Raw genomic sequence first — 22,021 nt, forward strand, 5'->3', positions numbered from 1 at the left:
GATAATCGCTATCTTAATTTACTTTATCTCCATAACCCATACCGTATCCGTAGCCCGAGTAAGCCGATCCCGAAAAATCAACGTCGTTAATAACGAGGTACAGATTTTCAACATTATCCTTGGTCTTGATGTCATTCAGTATCTCGATTTGATTTTTGTTGGTGTAGTTGTGTCGGCAAACGAAAATGGTCATATCTACATGCTTTTGAATTACCAATGCATCCGAAACCAAACCTACAGGAGGGCTGTCAATTAACACAAAGTCGAATTTGGTACGCAAATCAGCAATTAATTCCGGTAACCTGTCGCTCAACAGCAGTTCGCTGGCATTGGCAACAACTGGTCCAGACGATATCACAAAGCAATTGTCATCAAACATACTTGGCTTTATTATTTTGCTCAAAGGCAAATCGTCCATTACGTAATTGGTAAACCCAGGCTTTGTTGCATCTAATCCTAAAAACCCAGATAAACGAGGTTTACGCAGGTCTAATTCAACCAACACAACGCTTTTGCCCGACATGGCTAAGGTGCTGCCAAGGTTAGATGTTAAAAAGGTTTTTCCCTCACCCTCTACGCTGGAGGTGATCATTATAACGCTAGACTGGTCGTTATCCAACAATCCGCGCAATTTGGTGCGCAACGTCCTAAAACTCTCTGTAACAGGCGATCTCGAATTTATATCTACTAGATATTTGCCCGATGACTTATTGTGGCCTATCTTTCCTATAACCAATACGTCGGTCTGTTTTTCTATATCCGCTTCCGAATTAATCTTCCTTGCAAACAAACTCTTAGAGTTTACGTATCCGAGTGGTACGATAAATCCAAGAAAAAACGACATTACATATATGATTGGTTTTACTGGTTTGGAAGGCGTTTTTGTACTTTTTGCGTTATCAACAACCCGGGAATAAGGCATGTCCGCAGCTTTGGCCATGGCCGTTTCCTCCCGTTTCTGTAACAGGTAAACATATAATTGTTGCTTTAACTCTTGCTGTCTTGCAAAATCACCCAGTGCACGTTGCTTACCCGGAACAGCCTTAATGTTATTATTAACGATACTATTTTGCGTGCTGGATCCTGCACTCGTCAACTCTATTTCCCGTGCGTAGCTGTCGATGCTTTGCAATAAGTTACGGCGGGCCAGTTGTATTTGTTGATCGATGTTTTGAATAACCGGATTCGTTTCCGTATAAGATAGTTTGCTTTTCTCCCGTTCGTTTATAAGGTTGTTGTATTGTGCCAAACCTGTTGCAAACGAAGTATTTTGTATACTAAGCGAACTGGGTATAACCTCTTTATTACCCGGGTCGCTCAGTCTGTTCTTTAAGCTTTTGATAATAGAAAGTTGAACCTGCTGCTGCTGGTATCTGTCCGCATAAATACTTGCATTACCTACCAATACTTTAGATTGCTCGTCTATATCAGTTATGTTATTGCTGCTTCTAAATGCCTGATAGTCTTTTTCAATTCCGCTAAGTTCTTCTGCCACCACCGCAATACGGTTATTTACAAAGTTGATAGTGCTATCTATATTACGTTTACGGTTCGCCAGGTTATCGGCAAGATATTGGTTCATTAAATTTTGCAATATTGCCTCACCCTTTTTGGAATTGGGGTAGTATAAAGTAAACTCAACCGTGGTGGTGGCTTTATCGGTAAATTCGGCATCATAGCTGTTTAACAAACCTGTAACCGCATCATCCTCCGACATAATGTTCACCGAAAATTCCTGCTTAACAGGCAATACGCCCGGCCTTTTTGAAATCTGAATATTATACTGTGGAAGGCTGACGGTTTTACCGAAAGGTACTTTCAAATTAACATCCTCATCGCTATTGGCAATGTTGAGGGTGTTTTCATCAACAACGTTTATTACGTATTTGCGCAACTGCAACGAGTCTACTTTGTTTTTGGTAATACTTACGATAAAGGGCGTTTCCTGGTATGCCTCTGTGGCCAGCAATCCGCTTTTGAAAAAATATTGGATATTTAGCTGCATATTTTGCACCACTTCTTTCATCAAATTCCTCGAACGCAATACATCCCCCTCGTTTTTTATATTATCAGTTATATTCAAGGCTGATGATGCACCGCCGTTGGCGAACTGAGATGAAGCATCGGGTGATGTGGGGTGCTGTTGAAGTAAAATGGTACTGGTAACGAGGTATTGCTTTGTCGCAAAGGTTACATACGCATAAGCCAGTCCTAAAAACACCACGAAGCTGATTGCGAACAAATACCAGTGCGATTTGATCTGTAAAAGAAAATTACTGATGGCATTGCCGTTTTCTTTTACCAGGCGAGTTTCCATAAAGATATGTTTAGTTTATTTTTAGATAGATAGTTTGTATGCGCCTTTATAAATACCTTATGCCCAATACAATAGCAGTAAATATGGTTGCACCGGCTGTAATGTATTTGATGAGGTTATTATCGTTGTTCAACACTTTGGTTTTGTTGGGCTCCACGTAAATTACATCATTCTGTTTGAGGTAGAAATACGGTGAGTTGAGCGTAGCTTTTTTGGTTAAATCTAACTTTACAGTAATATTTTTTCCGGCAGCATCTTTTCTTATCAGTAATACATTTTCACGCTGGCCATAAACGGTTAGGTCGCCGGCATAACCAATTGCATCTAATAAGCTTACTTGCTCATTAGGCACAACATAAGATGCCGGGCGGTTAACTTCTCCAATAACAGTGATCTTAAAGTTGAGAAACCGAACATCTACCACAGGGTTTTTAAACGATTTAACAGCCTCGATAGCAATAGTTTCGCGTGCTTTTAGTGTAGTAAGGCCACCTAGTTTTATCTTACCTAAAACTGGCACATCTACAAAACCCATCTTATCCACCAAGTAGCCTGATACCGGCGTTATCATTCCCGATTGCGGAGTACCTGCGTTGGCAAAACCACCATTGCGGCTGTTTATACTATTGGTAGCCGTTGGGTCTACAGTGTTGATATTAATAGCTAATATATCGTCTGGCTGTATAAAGGTGTCGCTATAGGCCGCAATGTCAACGTCACTGGCTTGTGCCGATTGCGGCAAGTCTTGGAAGTATTTTAGCCGCTTGGTATTAACGCAAGAACTAAGCATACTTAAAGCAACAAGCGCAGTTATCAGTACGCCTTTCGGCGAAAAAATATTTTTCATGGTATGAATGTGAGTATTATGTTTTGAGATTAGATGTTTCCTTTATAGCTATTATGTAGCTTCGCCACTCCGCTTACATCAGCGACTTTTTCAAATAGGATGATTTCAATTATTGCTTGTTATTAATTTTATTCTAATAACATCCGCTTTAACAATGATCAAATATTGCAATAAAAAGCATTAATAATTAGCATTTTGGTGTGTTGGTACGTTAATGTGCAATAATGGGAAATATGCACTAGCGTATGTGTATAATTGTTTATTGAACGAGCAATTTAGCGTACATGGCAACGGAGCCGGAGCGCACATTGATCATGTATACTCCCTTTGTTAGTACCCGGCTAAATTGTATTTGTAGGTAGGCTGTGCCATATTCATCGGTGATGTACTTTTGCTTTTGGACTGTTTTGCCGAACATATCTGTAATGGTTATCGTACCTGGTTGGGTTTTAGGGAAGTTGGAGATGTTTAAGTTAAATTGACTACCCAGATTAGGGTTAGGGTAAACCACCATTTTTTTGGCTGTAGCTGCTGAATCGGGTTTATTCAACAATAAGCTATTTCTATCAGCTACCATTACAGTTGGTGGTGTGGTATTGGTAACCTGATAAAGTTCCAATGCGGCCAGGGCAACTCTATTAGCCGTAGGATTGAATTTCACGGTTAGCACACCATCGGTTACAGTTGCCGAAAAATCTTTTACCGTCGCGGTGCGATAAGCTGCTTCGCTGAAAATATCGTAATTGGGCAATACCAGTTGGTTCTCGATATTAATACCGAATACCCTTAAACCGGCTTCGGTCCAATAATTTTCTACAAAATGCATCCGCACGAGGTAGTCGCCGTTGGTCACCGGTATCTCGTAACGTGTTTCTGCCAGGTCTGTCGCCGCTGATAAATAAGTTTGATACAATGAGTCGATATCTGTGCCGGCTATAGGGCTAGCCGCTACCTGCATATCAAGTTTAATAGATCCTTTGCGGTAATTCTTATCACTCTCCCATGCTACATTGCCAATGGTTACATTGGCATCGGAGCCGCCTTTGATTCGTTTCACAACATTAACGGTGGATGTTGCGGTGTTACCAATGCCGTAAAGTGGTATGCGCAATGGTGCCAATGCACTGTTGTAATTTACAACCAGCCATGCATTCTTTATTCCCACAGTTTCAGGGCTAAACTTTACATTAATAGCTTTAATACCTTGCACACCAACTGTTGTGGTAGCAAACGTTGGTGTCGAAAACTCACTGGCATTTGGTCCGGTGATCTTTACGCTTTTTATTTGTATCGAGGGATCGCTTGTGCTATCCGCATAGGAATTACCATTGTTTTTTAATGTAACGGCTATTGTTTTGCTATTGCCGGTTACTGTTGGTTCAAAAGTGAATGATGTATTCGGCAGCGATATCAGTTGAGAATAATTTACAGTTCCGGAATCGGGCCTGATATTTTCTATATAATAGATGTTATCCTGATAATCGTAATTAGTGTACGAGGTGCCCAGGTAATCTCCATTTAAAAAGTACGCGTTTGGAATGATATTACCAGCAGCATCCAAAGCCTTTAATACCCTAATGCCTATTAATCCGTTAAAGTTTTGTGTACGATCTGTAGACGATGTACCTACACGAAAACCAAACTCGGTGGTAGGGCTGAAAGTCCCCCGTGCAAGGTTTGTAGTTGAACCAATGAGCCTCGGCATTATCGATTGCCCATCTAAAGGGTTGTGTGTGAAAATATTCAGGTTCGACGTTGAACCTTTGTTAAAGTATTTTATTGATTCTGTTGCCGAGCAGCAACCATGGTAAGCTGCTATTTGTACAATTGTTACCGGCTTGGAAGCATCGGCTCTCACAAAATAATCAGCGTTAATTTCGCTGGAACTGCTTACACGGGTAGTGCCGTCGATATTACCATCATCATGCCCATACCCTACAATGGTTCCAAAACCAAACGCATTAATAAGCTGCTGTGCATATGGTTCATTGGTACTTTCCCCTTCTTTTTGCCAAATTCCTGCTAGCACCACCTTCTTTGCAGGCGAAATGCTATCGGTACTTGCAATGGTGAGGGTATCATTAAAAACTTTCAAGCGGGTTGCTGCATCTTTAGCTCTAAACTGTATAGTGACATCTACAAAACTACCCGCCGTAACCGAAAATGGTACCGTGCTTAATGTATCGGTGTTTACAGATACAATTTTCCATACAGCCGGGTTAGATAACACAAGGTTATTTACCTTTAATTTACCTGTACCCTTGTTATTAACTCGTAGCTTAACCCTATCGTGGTTAGCATTATAAGGCGTAGTATCGGGGCTTGTGCGCCTCCATGGGGTTTGAATAAGTGAAAATACCAGGCGGTCGTTCGATGGGAAAGCATCCAGGTTTTTTACGGATAAATAAGCACCCGAATTAGATTGCGCAATAATACTGAAACTGTAAGAATTTGTAGTGGTGTTGCCGTTGGCATCTGTAGCCTTAACAGCCAGCGTGTAACTACCGGCAGTGCCTAAAATAAATGGTATCTTATAATCAACAAAAGCGCCCGAATTAAGGGAATATTGCAATGATGCCAACCCCGCCCCTCCTGCATCCGCGGCTGATAAAAATACTTGTACCTCATCGTCATAAGCACTTGTCGATTTCAACGTACCAACAAACCTTGCTGTTGCAGTAGGAGCAATATTATCGGCCACCGCTGTTACCGGCGCAAAGGTTATATAATTCAGTTTTGAATTGACACCGCCATTGGCATCAACAGTTAACTTACCATCCGATACCTGTACGACTGCAGTTGCTGTTTTAAACTTGGTACCCGATGTTTGGCTAAAATCTGCAATTGTTGGTAGCCCTTCAATATTTATCTGGTTGTTACTGTCAAAATAGCTAAAATCGCCGGCACTAATTGTAACCCTGTAAGTCCCGTTTGTTACGGCATACTCCCAGTTCCCGGGCACTTGTGGGCTGGTTGTTGCCTGCATTTGTACCAGGCTGAGTTGTTTGATATCACCTGTGCCGGTTCTAAGGCGCATATTAGCCTGAAGATCAACCGGTTGTTTTGTATTAGGATTTATCCACCCAAATTTTCTGGTTGCATCATACGGCAACCCGGTATCAGCAAGGTAACCTGCGGGCGTATTGGTGGATGAAGTTTGAAAATTGATATTAACGTTTTGAGTTGGCGGTACAACAGGAACTGTTATAGAACTTACAGCGAAATCATCAAAAGTGTAGGTTACTGCTGCGGTACCATTTCGATAAGAAGCATAAATAGCTGCATAAGCATCCGTATTAGTGATCGCCATATCCGCCACACTGATAGAAGGACTTGGGTATGAAGCCCCCACATTTACAAACGTAGAACTATCTGTAGAGTAAAAACCTTCTACGGTATTATTTGCAGAATCAATTACAATACGCAAACTAACTATCTGGCTGCTCAATCCGCTAATAACAGGGGTAACGCGCTGGTCGGGGTTAGCTGTGCCCGATGTGGTTGAAGATACATCGTTCAGTTCCTTCCTCATTTCTACCTTATTACCGGCAATAGTTAATTTGATAAATGTTTTATCGTTTAAACCGAACCAAATTCCAACTTGCTGCGATTGCGTACCATTATAAGGACTAATTATTTTGGCATCAATCTGCAACTTTTTTACGGGCGCAACCTGTACGCCTAATACGTTTATCTGATTATTATTAGTCAAATAATCTATACCCTTATTGGCTACCACCTGTAAGCGTCCTCCGGTTAGCGTGATTTTTGACGGTTCGTAGCCGGGTACTGTGCTGTATGTTCGGGTTCCATCAACCGATAATCTGGTTCCTGAATACGTATTCACAGTAGTAAAACCAGTACCCTGGCCGGTTTTATCGTTTATAGTTCCGGGTATTGCGGCATTAAAATTTAAACTATACGGCAGCCCTACTTTTACAGCATTACAATTAAGCGTACTAATCGGGCTACAGGTATCCGCAGCAATGCCGGCGAGCTTATTTAATGCCACACTCTTTGCGGAGTGGAATGTTTTGCCAATTACAGTATTGCCGGCTCCAAACAGTAGCAGCGTTAACAATACGTTTGCAAAGCATAACGAACCGATTTTGTAGTTTTTCCCTATCATATTAAATTATTTAAGCAGTGGATAAATCAGGCCTGTATTTACCTGGGTTTTGATATAAGGGCGGCGCCCTTTTGTACAGCAATAGTTTTGGGCTTTGGCTGCTGCACAACTTTTAAAAGGGTTATCTGCGATATGAGGTTTGGATTTTCATTCCAATTAAATTCACTCACATATAAATTACCGTTAATCACATCTTCCGTAAGATCTAAAGGGTTAGCAAAACCTACCATTCCAACCAAACCGTAATTTCCCGATCCGCTTGCAGATCGTACGATGTCGTAATTTAAATTTTCCTGGGTTTTCAGGTTTCCGGTCTTGTTGATAGTACCTGGTTCTAACACCATGATATCCCCCCCTCCGCTAAAACGGCAGACGAGTAGTTTACCTTTCAAAGCACCGTTAAATGCTCCGCTTTTATATTCAATCACACCGTTTGGCGATTTGTTGTATCCAAAGTCAAATGCAGCCCCGCGGTAGTTTCTATCAGGCGTAACCGAAGGCTGATACATTGGGTTATCTGCAAAACCACGGTTAATTACGTATTCGCCACGCAAAGGATTTGGATGGCCATAATAGCCAACGCCTTTTTTAGGGTTTACCCTAAACAGCCAGTCGTGCTGAACCGGTACATTCTCTGTAGCCAAAACAGCAGGTCCGTTGTAGTACGTGCCATCCGGACGCTTAGTGTTTAGCACTGCTGCCGGCGAATTCCCTCCCCCTCCCGATCCGTTAGCCGGGATATACAGCTGCCCGTTGGAATGCCAAACCATATCATAAGCGTTGCGGATGCCTGATGCATAAATAGTTAAAGGCGACTTAAGCGAATACGGGTTATATTTACCATCGCTGAATTTGATAGTTGAAGTTGGCGCATTGTTTATCAATTTTTGATTATCGCTGGTCTTTACATCCAACGGCAATTTTAGATTACTAAGTTTGTTGATATCCAGCCTTAGTATCGCTCCGGAAAGCAAAGTCTCTTCGCGTTGCCAACCCTTATCGTATTTTCCTGCCGAGCTATTACTGCCCTGCGAAATATAGAGCCCACCGTCGGGGCCAAAAGCCATGCTGTTTACCATATGGTCTCTTGTGGAGCGTGGAAGGTTAACGATTATCTGTTCTTCGTTTTGCAAACTATTGCCGCTAAGTCTCGAAATTTTACCATCGAAAGCTGGGGCAGCATTCATTTCAGCGGATGAGTATGAAACCCAGGCAATTAAATTCTCGGCAGTAGATTTTGGGTCAAAAACTAACCCAATAGCTGTTGATTCTCCTCGCTTTTTAACTAAAGTATTTATTTGCTGCATGCCGCTTAGCATACCGCTCTGGTGATCTATATTAAAACGCTCTATTCCGCCATTTATCTTTAGCGCGTAAAACTTACCATCAGGCCCGAATAACAACGACGTGTACTTTTTATTTTGTGTACCAGGCACCGATATCTTGGTAAACTCGGCTTTAATGATATTGCTGGAATCTACGGGTGCCAGCGTAGTTGAAAATGTAGATTGGAATGGTACAAAAGGCACGCCGTTATAGGTTTTAACACCATTGGTGATGATAAACTTATAATTGGTATAAGGCTCCAGCGGCTGCGATGGCGTAAAACTGATAGCGTCGCCCCCACCCGTGCCTTGCACATTACCCTGCACATTTACTTCTCTGCCATTATCCAACTTTAAAAGCTTAACCGTTTTATTGGTAATAGTTGCATTATTTGCACCTCCCTTAAACCCTTTTGCAGCTGGGATTGAAAGGTTATTGGCGGCAATAGTAACATTAGTGGTAATTACAGACCCGTTTAACGGGTTAGCAGCCACAACGTATGGGCGTTTATTATCAACAACTCTTAATGATATGTCTATACTTGCGGGCACATAACCTGCCGATGACACTTCTATCCGTGTGGAATAATTACCTATTGGTAGGTCACGGGCAGACGAATAATCAAAGTAAATAGAATCATTCTCTGTCTCCAACACGTTAAATACCATCCAATTTTTAACGCCTTTCGGATATTTAGCGGTTATATTGTAAACGAGCTTTTGATGCACCGAATTATTCATTTTTAAACCCGCTGTATGTTTAGCATGATCCTGTTTTTCGATAAGCAAATTTTGTTGCGATGCGGATAGATACAAATACGGATTGACGCTGATTGGCACGATACTCAAATAGCAGATCTTGGTGTTAATTCCTCCATCGGCATCGATGGTTAGGAGGCCATCGGTTACGGTAACTGTAACAGTTGCTTCTTTAAACCTTCCCGGGCTTCGTAATTTGCCAATAGGCACGAAGTTAGAAATGGCTTTAACACCTTCTATGTTGATGCAATCTACTTGCTTGGCCTTTGTAACTGCACCATCGCCAACAGCTACAGTCACTTTGTATACACCATTCAACAACTTTAGTTCCCAATACCCGCTGGCTTTAACGCCATCAAATGCGCCGTATTTTAACGCACTTATATCGTTAGCCTGCATATGCACAAAAGTTGACAGCAACAAATCTTCGGGTTCTATCCTTGCGCGGCCGTTGCCTTGTAAACTGATGGGGGCATTGGTTTCAGTGCTTTTCCATCCAAAAGTTAACCCCATTCCCTCGTAAGTACCGGGATGTTCCGAAAAAGGTTCCCCGGTATCTTTTAGCCAACCAGGAGGGGCCTGAGTGTTGTTATCTTGAAAATTTATTCTGATGGTTTCTATGTGCGGCGCAGACGACAGGTTGAAAATGTCTGTAGTTTTTATACTATCCCTATTAGTATTTTTTATATTAAATATGTTTCCATTAAAAAAAAGGAACGTAAATATTACTATTATGAGTAGTGGAAAAAGCAAAAACTTTTTGAAAAAGTTAAAAGTAGATGTCATAATAAATTATAGTGTCGGGTAACGCTTCCTACAAAGCTTCGCCCTCTCGCTTACAGCATACTGCATACAAGTAGTTGATTATTTGATACAATTTTAACTTATTTAGACGCCCTTTGGGCCTTTGAAGAGGCAGTTGTACGGTTTATGTATAACTGTGAGAAAGCTTGTAAATTTTTGAGTAATACTGCGTAGTGGTGATTAAAAACCTCAGAAATAAATTAGCTTAAATGACCACGTTTAGGCACAACGTTACAATTTTACTAATTATAGTTTCCCACCACTTCACATATTGATATACAAGGCATCTATCCATAATAACATCATGTCCAATTTGCAGTAATTTAGTTGGATAAAAAGTGTGGTTTTTTATAATTTACCGAAACAGCCTCACAATTACAAATACAATCTGCATCTACCTATGAACAACGCGAATGATAATAACTGGATGGTACTTTATACGCGCTCCCGGTGGGAAAAGAAAGTAGACCAGCTTTTAAAAGAACAAAACATAATATCTTATTGCCCACTAGTAAAAACAAGCAAACAGTGGGCAGATCGTAGCAAGACGGTGGAGGTACCGCTCTTCAATTCCTATCTTTTTGTGCGCGCCAACTATACAGACCTTGAGAAAATTACACAAACATCAGGGGTGATAAACTACATCACATTTTGCGGCAAACCAGCAATTGTGCAAGACATCGAAATTGAAAAGATAAAGCGCATTGTGAAAAATTACCGCGACATAGAAACGACATCATTAAGCAATTTACAGATAGGCGACGAGGCTTTGATCGTAGATGGTCCGCTTAATAATCAACGTGGAGAAGTACAGAAGGTAAACGGAAAATCTGTAGTGATGGTAATTAAAAGCATGAATTGCGCTTTAACTGTAAAGATAGACCAAAAGGGACTTGTCGCTTGCTAATTAAATTTATTTAAAGGTGTTAATCACCCATATATGGACAAACATTACGGCCAAATTGTTGAACTAACCATCAGAAAAAAGGGGTTCAGTATTAGTGAGTTAGCGCGGCTTGCTAACATTAACAGGAAGTGCGTTTACAACTGGTTTAACCAGAAGTATCTTAAACCGGATATAATTCATCGTGTAGGTGGTTTTATAAAACACGATTTTTCAGTAGAATTTCCGGAGCTTTTTACCGCAGAAGATTTCCTCCCATCAGAAAAACTTAAATTAGGCTTTAGTCAGGCATTTAACGAACCCGAGAGTGAAAGGGTTTGGAAAGATAGATATATAGACCTGCTGGAGAAGTATAACCAACTATTGTTAGAGCAATATGAGCGAAACTTGTAATTAGCAAATAATATTATCGAAAAGAAATATTAAGCCAATCATTCTCAATGCTTGCGTATTTTCAGCGCAACAATTAAATTGTTGGCGCTGACTTGCTATATACTAACTGCCAACGCACCGCCCTACCAGGTCTGAATCATTGCCAACCAGCATTTTACAAATTCAAAGTTAAAAACGGAATCGGTCAGTCAAAGTCGTAGCTGGTTTATTTCGTAGTCTGTTGTCCTTGCTGTCGCAGAGGCTTGATTTAGTTAAGCGTCAATGTATCCTGATTTTACGATTGGCACCAAAATAAAAACGCAAAAAAAAAGCAGACTGAACAATGGTTCAATCTGCTAAGCAATTTTAGAGTCGATTTACTATTGGCTGGCTTAAAATATTCTAACGGATAGTTTATGGGATCAAGACTTTTGCAGTCCAGGTTTCTCCAACCTTTTTCACTGCTGAATTCCGGAAAATCTGCTTCTCTTCTCTACTGTACACGTTTATAATCACGTTTTGATCAACATCAATTGGAGTAACGTTCACAACCAGGTCGTAATTACGTTGATATCTAATGTAATAAACCGCCTGCGATTTTTCTACATCTATTTCGCTCAATGTAGTACCGGTACCGTAGCTCACATGGCATTTGCCTGCGCATTCAACAGTAAGCTTTGCGTAACCATAATCTCTATCGGTATTTACTACGTTTTTGTTCTTTTTACATCCTGAACCAAGTAGCAACACTACTGAAAACAGCAGCAAACTTTTGAAAGCTACAGACTGGATGAACTTCGCTGACCCGTTTATGCAAAGTAGATTTAAATTGTTTCTTAAATTTTTCATTTGTTAATTTTTCATAAAAGTAGGCCATACGTTTGGCAAAAAGCCCTTTATCCCAAGAGTGTATAACAGGTTGTGAAATAGTGTAAAATTGTGTCGCGAAACGGGAAACAATACCCATATTGCCTTAAAACGCCATGTTTGGAGACGAAATTGGGGCTGATTTATTAAAAATCAATGTGACCTAAACCTGTGTAATTTGCATCCCTATAATGAGAAAACACAGTTTAAAATAGTACGGGATATATCACCGGAATTTGATTGAGAGGTAAGGTAGGTTTCGCTCCCGAAGCTTGCCATTTCAAAAACTCAAGCGCCAAAATTTTGTGCTGTTGGCTTGTAGCACAACTGAACGACTAGAAAAAACGTATTTAATTTTTTAAGATCGCGTACAAATACGACGATATATTTTAACAAATTGTTAAGTTTACCATTTAATGGTGGGTAAGGCTTGTGCAAGGAATGTGAATGATAACGATATAATATGGAAAAGCACTACGGACAAATAGTTGAGTATCGGGTCAGAAAAAATGGCTATAGTATAAGTGAGCTTGCCAAGGGCCTTCAGGTAAATCGCAGATCGATATACAATTGGTTTAATCAGCGCAACTTAAAGAAAGATATAATACTATCTATCGGTTGCTTATTAAGGCACGATTTCTCCGAGGAAATACCGGAAATGTTCTCGCCCGATGATTTCAACTGTATCCTTTACACACCTGCAAAGGATGCAGACACTAATGCTGAAAACGAACATTATAAGAATAAATATGTCGCACTTTTAGAGCAGTATAACCAGTTGCTTGTAGATTCATTGTAAAAGCGTTGTAATACCTCCACTATACACTGCACACTCTTACACATATTAGGTACAAAAATAGATATACTGCACTTTAGAGCGCATTATTAGATTAGTTTTGGCTGTCTTACCTACGGGTACGGTAATATTAATCTTATCCATCATGCCGCTACTTGTTTCATTTCACAACCGGGTCTTTTTCCAATTTATTTTTTTACTGATTAGTGTTTTCATTTCCGTTGCAATTGCAGTGGCAGTACCGCTCGAAAAAGACGAGGTCGGCGCATTGATGAACCTGTACGTCCCGTTATTAATTGCTATAACAAGTTTCGTTATTTATGGACTGATTATACTCGTAAGCAAAAAAGCACGTATCAGACAAATAGTCTTAACACTGCTCGTTTGCTTGAACATCTCCATTGGCATCCTCTTAAATTTTAGTTTTGATAGTTTTAATAAGCATTTGTTATCGGGTGTATTACCAAATGCAAAAACGGCAAATAATAAAATACTGGCCAGGAAAGGTTTAGAGATCAACAACCTGGATGGTTTCCCCGCCGCTAACAGGGTTGTATTTTCTTATATCTATAATCCGAGTTTGCCGGTTAACCATGGCAAAAAGGAAAACACGATAATAAATCATGATATTTCCAAAATAAGGATCAAAAACAAGGAGAAAAAAAGCGTAACAATAGATAGTACCAGCTTTTCAGCTAACGGATTATGGACGGTATTTTTTACCGACGAAAAAAAAAAATTCCCGTTGACCTTATCCCCCGGCGACTCCGTAGACTTGAATGTTAAATTCACAGCCAAAGCACTTAACAAAAGGGTAGAATCTTTTTGGTGGAAAGCTGCGTTGAAATTTCAGCACTCGGCAGTTGGCATGGGCCGTAAGTTTAATTTTCAGCTCCCCTATGGAAGCACCTGCGCTAATATCAATGGACAGCTAATATTACATATCAGCGCTGAAAACGCAATACTCGAGCCGATTCAACTAACCGGCATATGGGAATATAAGTATGAAAATGATTGGGAGCCTGGGTTGCAAAGGATATTAAATTCGCTTAACTTTAAAACAAAGGTTGGTTTTACCTATTTCGATAATGGATTGCATGGTGAAGGCACCACAAATAGTTCTGATGAGATAACTGCCGATTATTTTGAAGTAGCCGATTCAAGAAAACCAGTTAAGATCAGAAAGATTGCTTCATATCACGGGTGTTGTACCATTGAAGATTCTGATACTTTAGCACTTTATGACCTAAACAAGCAGCTTACCAAACCCCTACAGTATACTAATAAATATAGCGGTCAAATGCTGCTGCCTGCCGCCTCTGAACTGCCCGATTCAAAGCTCCTGGCAAATCTTTCCGGCCCCTTCGCTGTAAAAATAGGATTGAGTTATACCGACAGGGCCAAAAATCATGATAAAAAAATTGGAATAAGAGTTTGGAAAGCAATTGACGAGCATAGCCAGGTAATCAATCACGCCTACATTTTAGGCAGCGACTATCTGGGTAAAAAAGGCACAAATTACGACTATCAGGATAACGTATACTTCATAGAAAATATTAAGCTCTATAATAAAGCTAACAATGCGTTAATGGCGCAGAAGTAAATCAACATATACAGCAGTCTATTTCACATAATCGTGACAACCGTTCTACGGAAAAAATGGGGTTATATCTCTTGTTAGTTTTATCGGGGATAATAAAATACTTTGATATTAGACAAACAACAAACTATGTAACCATTGCCTCGTCTCAGTGTTCGCATTTTACACAAACCCAACGTCGATTTTCGCTATAAATACACAATTTTATACATAAGCAGAACGAGTGCTATAAGTAGCCATCAGTACCCATGAAATACATTTAAAATTGTATAAAAATGATGTATTGATATTAATATATAGTGCTACAAGCATGAAAGCCACCCTCCTTTCAAACTGTAAGCAGATCATACACATCTACATTTAATCCACGCAGAATAAAGTTTATCTTATTTCTGCGATTTGCTTACTTTGACATGAAAAGGTTTATTTTTTCTTTGCTTCTCATATCCCGCGCTATTACATCTTTAGGTGCTGGTAATGTAATGATTAGCCATGATGCAGCACAAGACACTTGTGCTGCAGTAAGCACGCTACCCTGCACAGCGTTAAAGGTCAGCCTTCCGTATAGTTTATCGTTTAATACGCCCATAGCTAACACTATTAACGATAAAACCGGCCAGGGAACGGGCTTTACCACAGTAAACACTTATTCAGGAGTGCGCCTGTCGGCTGATGGTTTGCCCCCGTTTAAAAACGTACCAGGTTACGACCCATCAAAAATATCCCTTACAAACGGAGTGCTTCAGATAGTCGCACATAAAGGGATAGATTTTCAAACAAATAATAATCAATTGAACGTATTGGGCGTTCAAATACAGCCTTCCGGAAAAGTGCAGCTGGAAGTAAAAATAATTAACCCCTATAACAATACACAATCTCAGCAAGGTGGGCTATGGTACGGCTTGAACGATAAAACCTACCTGAAACTGGGTGTAACGGGCAATAAAATAGAATTCCGTAAAGAAGTAAATGATGTTACCAGCACAGTTTCCGGCACAACAAACCCCGACCAGCGCTTAACATCTGTAATTACCGGCCTCAGTACAAAAACCGTAACGTTGCGGTTGGTGATAGACTCTACAGCACAAACAGCAGAAGGCTTTTATTCTACCGACGGCGTTAACTTCAGCAGTGCTGGCGCTACCGGCTATCCAAATTCATCATTAAATATCCAGAATAGTGGCTTAGCATCTGGAATTTTATACGCAGGCATTTTTACCACCTACCGCAATGGTACTTCGCCGGTCACCTACACTTTCGACGACTTTAGCGTTAAGTCAATTGCTCCACAGGTTTTCAACTGCTGTGCGCCGTTAAGTACGCTGAACTGCGCTGCACTCAAAGTTAATTTACCCTTCGGCTTGTCGTTTGATGCAGCGGTACCAGGATCCATCAATGATAAAAACGGACAAGGCACAGGTTTTACTACTGTAAACACCTACACGGGCACACGCTTAGTAGCCGACGGTCAGCCTTCTTTACAACAAGTACCTGGCTATGAGCCGTCCAAAATATCAGTTGGAGGCGGCCGCCTGCAATTGGTGGCAAACAAAGGGATAGATTATCAAAGCAATAATAATCAGCTGAATGTTTTGGGAGTTCAATTCCAACCATTTGGTTTATTGCAATTAGATGTTAAAATTGTTAACCCTTACAACGGCACGCAATCTCAACAAGGCGGTATATGGTATGGTTTAAATGATAAAACGTACATTAAATTGGGCGTCACCGGGAATAGGGTCGAACTTCGCAGAGAACTGAATGACGTAACCAGCACTGTAACCGGCACGACTAACCCAGACCAGCGTATTACTCCTGTAATTTCGGGTTTAAGCACAAAAGAAGTTTTATTAAAACTGGTTATCGATTCAGCAGAACAAACGGCAGAAGGCTTTTATTGCATCGATGGCGTTAACTATATCAGTACAGGAAGTGTAGGTTATGCCAGCCGCTCTATGAATATACAAAATAGCGGATTGGCATCGGGTTTAGTATACGCCGGATTGTTCGCCACTTATCGTAACGGCACGAGTGCGGTTACCTATACTTTTGATGATTTTAATATCTCTGCACGCACTCAAAATGTTGTACAGCCCCCTTCAGAGAGTACATTAACGTTCTCCAAAGACACGTTAAAATTTACCGTTTTGAAAGGTGCGGACATACTGCCGCAAGCTGTAAAACTGCTTTCCAATCCCTCAACACACGCATTTACGTTAGCTAAAACTACCGCCGACTGGCTTACCCTGCCGACAAACCCAAGTGACAGCTTAAAATTTGGACCGCAAAATATAAGCGCTAACATGCCCGCAGGCAATTACCAGGCGCTGATAACCTATGCATCTGAAGGGTATAAGTCTGCAACACTATTGATTACACTGGATGTAGTAGAAAATCTTATTCCCAAAACCGTGAATGTTAATTTCCAGAATGCGCAAACCGTGCCGCCGGGCGATTATTTTATAGATTACGGGCAGGCTTACGGCGACCGGTTAGGGCAATACCAGGGTGCTTTATTGAGGTACGGCTGGCGAAAAAGAGCCGACGGTACCGCATTAAACCTTGTGGGCAACGGCAGGCTACGCACACTGCCCGAAGATATTTTGCTGGCAACTGTATTTCATATGCAAGCCAACAACATATCTGGCACTTTCCAGGGCGTAAAAACCGAGGGATATTGGGAAATAGAAGTGCCGAACGGCACTTATGATGCCACGGTTTCCGTTGGCGATGGCAACGTATCAACGGCACCAGAATATCATTACCTTAATGTAGAGGGTGTAAATGCTATCACTAACTTTAAACCAATTGGTAAACAGGGCGATATTGGCAGGTTTAAATCAAATACAATTAGGGTTACCGTAGCCGATGAACACCTTACTATAAATGCTGATGGCGGCACAAATACTAAAATCAACTTCGCCAATATTGTGCCGGTGAGTACTGCCCCTTATTTGTACTGGGAAACCGGCAACAAAAATTTGACTTTCCGTAAAGGTACCAATCAAAATACTGTGTTTGAAATGGTGCTGAGTAGCTCCAACAATCAGGCGGGCACGTATCAGGTAAGCATAACTTTCCCAACGGGGAGCCCGGCCTGGTTAAGTGCCCCAGCAACTGTAACCGGCACACAACCTAAAATTCCTTTCAATTATTCTGCTGCTAAAAATTTAAACATAGGTATCTACTACGCCACCATCAGGGCAACATCAGCCACCTTTACCAGCGCCGACGTGCTTGTGCAAATAAATGTAGTTGATGATGCCAGCCCATACGTGATAGCGACTTCACCGGCCAATGGTGCGCGCGATGTGAGTTTGAATACAGTAAGCATTGCCGCCAACAGCCTGCACGTACCCGCTGTAGCCGGTTACCAGGGTGGCGTGGATAATCAAACGATCAACGATACTACTGTTAAACTATATAAACAAATTGATACCTCTTTTTATCAGGTTAAAGGCACCGTACAGGGAACCGGCGGAGGAGATGCTATCAGTTTTTCCCCATCAAGTTCGCTGGAGCCTTACACGCAATATAAATTTGTGATCATTTCGGCTGTTAAATCATACCCGGGTGCAGCGTTCGCCCCGTATGAAATGAAATTCACTACAGGTCCGGCTGTTATCGATTCAAACAACTTTTTAAATGCACAGTTTAAAAAAATACCTATCCCCGGCACGCAAAACATCAAGTATTCCTCCCTTGCTTTTGGTCCCGATGGCAAATTTTATGCGCTACGATTCGACGGGTTAATAGAACGCTTTACCGTAAACCATTCCGACGGTTCCCTTTCCGATAAACAAACTTTGTACACGATGGTAAGTAAGTACGGTAGCCGTACGGCCATCGGCCTGGCGTTCGATCCGCAATCCACGCCAACCAACCCTATTTTATGGGTATCTCATTCATCGGGTGGCTTAACAGCAGGGCCAATGTTTGATGGTAATATTTCGCGCTTGAGCGGCGATAGCCTACAAAACGAACAGTTGATGGTAACTAAACTTCCTCGTTCCACCCGCGATCACATGGTGAACAGCGTGAATTTTGGTCCCGATGGTGCCTTGTACATTTGCCAGGGAAGCAATACATCTGCAGGTGATTACGATGCCGACTGGCAGCGCGACGAAACGCTTTTATCGGGCACTATTCTTCGTTTAGATGTTGGTAAGCTCAACGCTATGGCATTGCCATTAAATGCACAAACAACAAGTAACCAGGCTTTAATTAATGCGGCACCTACTACTTCGGCGTTCATGTCTGATGGTACTTACAACCCATACGGTAGCGAATCTCCCCTTACCATATATGCATCCGGTGTACGTAATGCTTATGATTTGGTTTGGCATACCAATGGCCAGTTGTATATACCTACAAATGGTTCTGGCGGGGGCGGCAACTCACCGGCCTCAGTTATGGGAACCAGGCGCCCTAACGGCACTTTTTACAGCGGCCCGGCTGTGGAAGCCACAAAGGGTGTTAAAGTGCAGGACGACTGGCTGTTTAGGGTGAACCCGAATAAGTCTGTAGGGTACTTTGGCCATCCAAATCCGTTAAGGGGCGAATACGTGATCAACCGTGGATTTACAGATAATCCCCTGTATTCGCCTGCCGTTAACGCGGATTCTAATTACGGGGCGGCTTATGATTTTGGTTTAAACCACTCCCCCAATGGAGCTTTGGAATACAAAAGCAATAATTTCAATGGCGCACTAAAGGGTAAATTATTGGTTTGCCGCTTCAGCGGCGGAGGAGACATTGTGGTAATGGAGCCTGGTTCTATTGCAAACACAATTTATCCGAATGGTGATGATCAAATATACGACATTGTAAAAGTAACCAACGGATCGGCCAATAGCGGATTGGTTGGCATGTCGGGGTTCACAAACCCGTTGGACATAGCTGAGGACGTGACAAATGGCAATTTATATGTGTCCGAATTTAATTGGAATGACAACCCCAATCTTACCGCGCAAATAACTTTGCTGAAAGCACAATCACAGCCATCGGCTCCTGTGGCAAAACTAGCTGTGGCCGCTAATTTGGATTCTCCTGTAAATGAGTACGATAGTAAGAACTATTGGATAACCATAGCTAACCAAGGCGATGGCACCCTTAAAATTAAAAACATTAGCCTCAACGGTGATGGCGCTACTAAATTCAAAGTTGCAAGCTTAAATCTTCCGTCGGTTAAAGAACCGCTTATTATCAAAAAAAACAGTTCAATATCATTTAAGGTGAATTCAATTGCTGCATTTAACCGGTCTACAATAGCGAGGCTCATCGTAACTACAATGGGAGACACAACAAGGGAAGTACAAATAGATAACATACGCCCGGAAGAAAATGCAGAAAGCATCAAAGCAGCATACATCGCAAACACGCAGCAAAATACCAACGCCGCCTTACAGCCTGCATTAATGGTTTACCCCAACCCTAACCACGGCGAACCCGTTTCTGTAGCTATAAAAAATTTAAAACCGCAAGAGGCTATTAACATTTATTTATATAATAGGAACGGCCGACAATTAAAAGTGATGAAAGCAAATGCCGATGGTAACGGGGCTTATAGTACAACCTTCATTATTGACGAAAGTGAAGCAGTCGGTTTTTATTTGGTACGGGCAGAATACGCCGGCGGATCAAAGGTTTCAAAAGTAATTGTTTTTAAATAAATTAAAAATAAATCAATCACAACAATCAGTAGTTTTTTTTGACTTTGAGGAAACTTATAATAAAAACTTCCGTATAAAAACGTATACCCTTTAACTATTGACATGAACCGCCACCCACAGGAAATTAAAACGGCTATAGCAAAACTCGAAAGAAATTTAAACACTTGCGTACCTTATAGTTGCTTTGGAAACGACAATAAAAAATCGATTCTTGTTATGCTCGATGTGATCAAGAATAACAGGTCGAGCGTTTGGATCAATTCTACTTACCTTTCTATCTCAGAAATGTTTCATGAGCTGCCTGACAACGCCACCTGGCAATCGGCTATGGATGCGCGGGAATGGTTGGACAGCCAATTTCAGATAGAAGAGTTGCTCTTCAAAGAAGTTGAAATTTCTTGCAGCAAACTATTACAAAACTTTTTGATTAATCATTAAGTTCCTTCAGGGCGTTTGATTTTTTATTTCAAATCTAAAGCCCCAATAAATAGCTATTAAAAGCAAACGGTCTCCTGTTTTAGGCGACCGTTTGCTTTTAATAATCAACAAAGGATTAGCTATTAAAAAAATTTCTCAACGGCCAGCATTACCTCAAAGTTAGTTTCCGTAACGCGTTACGATCAGTGAAATATAAAGTACCTTCATCTTTAGACAAAGCAAGTTGATTTGCATGAACGTCGGCCTGGTTACCAGTGCCGTCTTTGTACTGCCTACCGGGCTGAGGGCCTACTAAAGTACGGGGCACCCCATTACTAATACTTCTGATAGTGCTTACATCGGCAATTTAAATGGTGCGGCTATCCCTGGTTGCAACTATACTGGTAAGGCTTCCTGTAATTGTAGTTTCGTGACCGAACCTTAAGCTCCTGTATATTTGAGTAAATACACCCGCCGGAGTAAGCTTGTAAATAGCGTTTCCGTTAATAACGATGTACTTTACACCGTTGTAGCCACAGAAAAAACTCGTTATCTGCGGAGAAACTTTATTGTCTACAGTTAAAGAATCGATGGGCGTTTTAAAAGTTTCTGTACCAATTGCCCCGTTTTTAACGGTAAACCTTTCCAGTATACCACACGAAATGTTATTTACCGTATCTGTTGCAATTCCACTTACCCAAAGCCTATCGTCGTATGGATCCTTCTCCAGATCAAGATAGGTATACTTGTAATCTTTCTTAAAAGCAGGGGTAATTACCTCCCCGTTCGGTTTTACAATAAACACTCTGGCGTTTAAAAACGGGTAAGCCCCTACCCTTGTTAAAATATTTACCGTTCCGTCTTTTTGCACGCGAACCCGTATCGAACCACTGGGCTTTTCTCCTGCTTTACTTATTGGCGCAGGTAGCGTACTCACATAGTAGTAGGGTGTTACTTTGCGTATAGCTCCACCGATATCGTCTGCCACGTAAAATGTGCCATTAGAGAGTAGGTCAATACCTTGCGGAAAGTTGAATCGTGCATCTGTGCCTTGTCCGTCGTAAAAAAAAGCCCTGACTTACTTTGGATCAGTCCTAAAAGTTGGGGGATAGGATAAAATTTATTTGTTTTGCTGGAGGATAAACGAATACTAAAGCATTGCCAACACCACACGAAACCCTTGTCCGGTTGATCTTACCTGACGGCCTTTTA

12 protein-coding genes are annotated in these 22,021 nt (G+C 41.2%); 6 read left to right on the top strand and 6 right to left on the bottom strand.

Translation table 11 applies throughout. The features are described 5' to 3' along the window. Positions 1–13: 13 nt before the first annotated feature. The 4 genes from E2R66_RS05585 to E2R66_RS05600 form a co-directional block, all read right to left on the bottom strand. A complete protein-coding gene (locus tag E2R66_RS05585; RefSeq protein WP_133227489.1) occupies positions 14–2,317 on the bottom strand; it encodes a GumC family protein in 2,304 nt (767 codons plus the stop codon). Positions 2,318–2,363: 46 nt separating this feature from the next. After that, complete coding sequence (locus E2R66_RS05590; RefSeq protein ID WP_133227491.1) at positions 2,364–3,164, bottom strand: polysaccharide biosynthesis/export family protein; 801 nt, start codon at positions 3,162–3,164, stop codon at positions 2,364–2,366. A gap of 259 nt (positions 3,165–3,423) precedes the next feature. Then, positions 3,424–7,293, bottom strand: a complete 3,870-nt coding sequence (locus E2R66_RS05595) for a malectin domain-containing carbohydrate-binding protein (RefSeq protein WP_133227493.1) — start codon at positions 7,291–7,293, stop codon at positions 3,424–3,426. Positions 7,294–7,331: 38 nt separating this feature from the next. Beyond that, complete coding sequence (locus tag E2R66_RS05600; protein WP_158288338.1) at positions 7,332–9,890, bottom strand: PQQ-dependent sugar dehydrogenase; 2,559 nt, start codon at positions 9,888–9,890, stop codon at positions 7,332–7,334. Positions 9,891–10,581: 691 nt separating this feature from the next. On the opposite strand from E2R66_RS05600, the gene E2R66_RS05605 reads away from it, so the two are divergent. After that, entirely contained in the window at positions 10,582–11,088 is a 507-nt protein-coding gene (locus E2R66_RS05605) for a UpxY family transcription antiterminator (RefSeq protein WP_133227497.1), read from the top strand. A gap of 33 nt (positions 11,089–11,121) precedes the next feature. Continuing rightward, positions 11,122–11,478 (top strand): helix-turn-helix domain-containing protein, encoded by a 357-nt coding sequence (locus tag E2R66_RS05610; RefSeq protein ID WP_133227499.1) that lies wholly within the window; start codon positions 11,122–11,124, stop codon positions 11,476–11,478. A 393-nt stretch (positions 11,479–11,871) separates the two neighbouring features. Here E2R66_RS05610 and E2R66_RS05615 read toward each other — a convergent pair whose 3' ends face one another. Next, positions 11,872–12,306 (bottom strand): hypothetical protein, encoded by a 435-nt coding sequence (locus E2R66_RS05615; RefSeq protein WP_133227501.1) that lies wholly within the window; start codon positions 12,304–12,306, stop codon positions 11,872–11,874. A 481-nt stretch (positions 12,307–12,787) separates the two neighbouring features. On the opposite strand from E2R66_RS05615, the gene E2R66_RS05620 reads away from it, so the two are divergent. From E2R66_RS05620 to E2R66_RS05635, 4 genes are all read left to right on the top strand, one after another. Continuing rightward, the gene (locus tag E2R66_RS05620) at positions 12,788–13,123 is read left to right on the top strand and encodes a helix-turn-helix domain-containing protein (RefSeq protein WP_133227503.1); all 336 of its coding nucleotides are present in this window, start codon (positions 12,788–12,790) and stop codon (positions 13,121–13,123) included. A 229-nt stretch (positions 13,124–13,352) separates the two neighbouring features. After that, positions 13,353–14,723 (top strand): hypothetical protein, encoded by a 1,371-nt coding sequence (locus tag E2R66_RS05625; protein ID WP_133227505.1) that lies wholly within the window; start codon positions 13,353–13,355, stop codon positions 14,721–14,723. 410 nt (positions 14,724–15,133) lie between these two features. Next, positions 15,134–20,392, top strand: a complete 5,259-nt coding sequence (locus E2R66_RS05630) for an Ig-like domain-containing protein (protein WP_133227507.1) — start codon at positions 15,134–15,136, stop codon at positions 20,390–20,392. 102 nt (positions 20,393–20,494) lie between these two features. Next, positions 20,495–20,830: a hypothetical protein gene (locus E2R66_RS05635; RefSeq protein WP_133227509.1), complete on the top strand. Its 336-nt coding sequence runs from the start codon at positions 20,495–20,497 to the stop codon at positions 20,828–20,830. Positions 20,831–21,176: 346 nt separating this feature from the next. On the opposite strand, the gene E2R66_RS05640 is transcribed toward E2R66_RS05635, so the two are convergent. Next, entirely contained in the window at positions 21,177–21,797 is a 621-nt protein-coding gene (locus E2R66_RS05640; protein WP_133227511.1) for a hypothetical protein, read from the bottom strand. Positions 21,798–22,021: the final 224 nt, after the last annotated feature.

The organism is Mucilaginibacter psychrotolerans, assembly GCF_004519315.1.
Lineage (GTDB): Bacteria > Bacteroidota > Bacteroidia > Sphingobacteriales > Sphingobacteriaceae > Mucilaginibacter > Mucilaginibacter psychrotolerans.

Coding starts and splice junctions, on each gene's coding strand:
- E2R66_RS05600 (WP_158288338.1), bottom strand. CDS start 9,890: ATGGGGTTAACTTTTGGATGGAAAAGCACTGAAACCAATGCCCCCATC.
- E2R66_RS05590 (WP_133227491.1), bottom strand. CDS start 3,164: ATGAAAAATATTTTTTCGCCGAAAGGCGTACTGATAACTGCGCTTGTT.
- E2R66_RS05605 (WP_133227497.1), top strand. CDS start 10,582: ATGAACAACGCGAATGATAATAACTGGATGGTACTTTATACGCGCTCC.
- E2R66_RS05595 (WP_133227493.1), bottom strand. CDS start 7,293: ATGATAGGGAAAAACTACAAAATCGGTTCGTTATGCTTTGCAAACGTA.
- E2R66_RS05635 (WP_133227509.1), top strand. CDS start 20,495: ATGAACCGCCACCCACAGGAAATTAAAACGGCTATAGCAAAACTCGAA.
- E2R66_RS05610 (WP_133227499.1), top strand. CDS start 11,122: ATGGACAAACATTACGGCCAAATTGTTGAACTAACCATCAGAAAAAAG.
- E2R66_RS05620 (WP_133227503.1), top strand. CDS start 12,788: ATGGAAAAGCACTACGGACAAATAGTTGAGTATCGGGTCAGAAAAAAT.
- E2R66_RS05615 (WP_133227501.1), bottom strand. CDS start 12,306: ATGAAAAATTTAAGAAACAATTTAAATCTACTTTGCATAAACGGGTCA.
- E2R66_RS05585 (WP_133227489.1), bottom strand. CDS start 2,317: ATGGAAACTCGCCTGGTAAAAGAAAACGGCAATGCCATCAGTAATTTT.
- E2R66_RS05630 (WP_133227507.1), top strand. CDS start 15,134: ATGAAAAGGTTTATTTTTTCTTTGCTTCTCATATCCCGCGCTATTACA.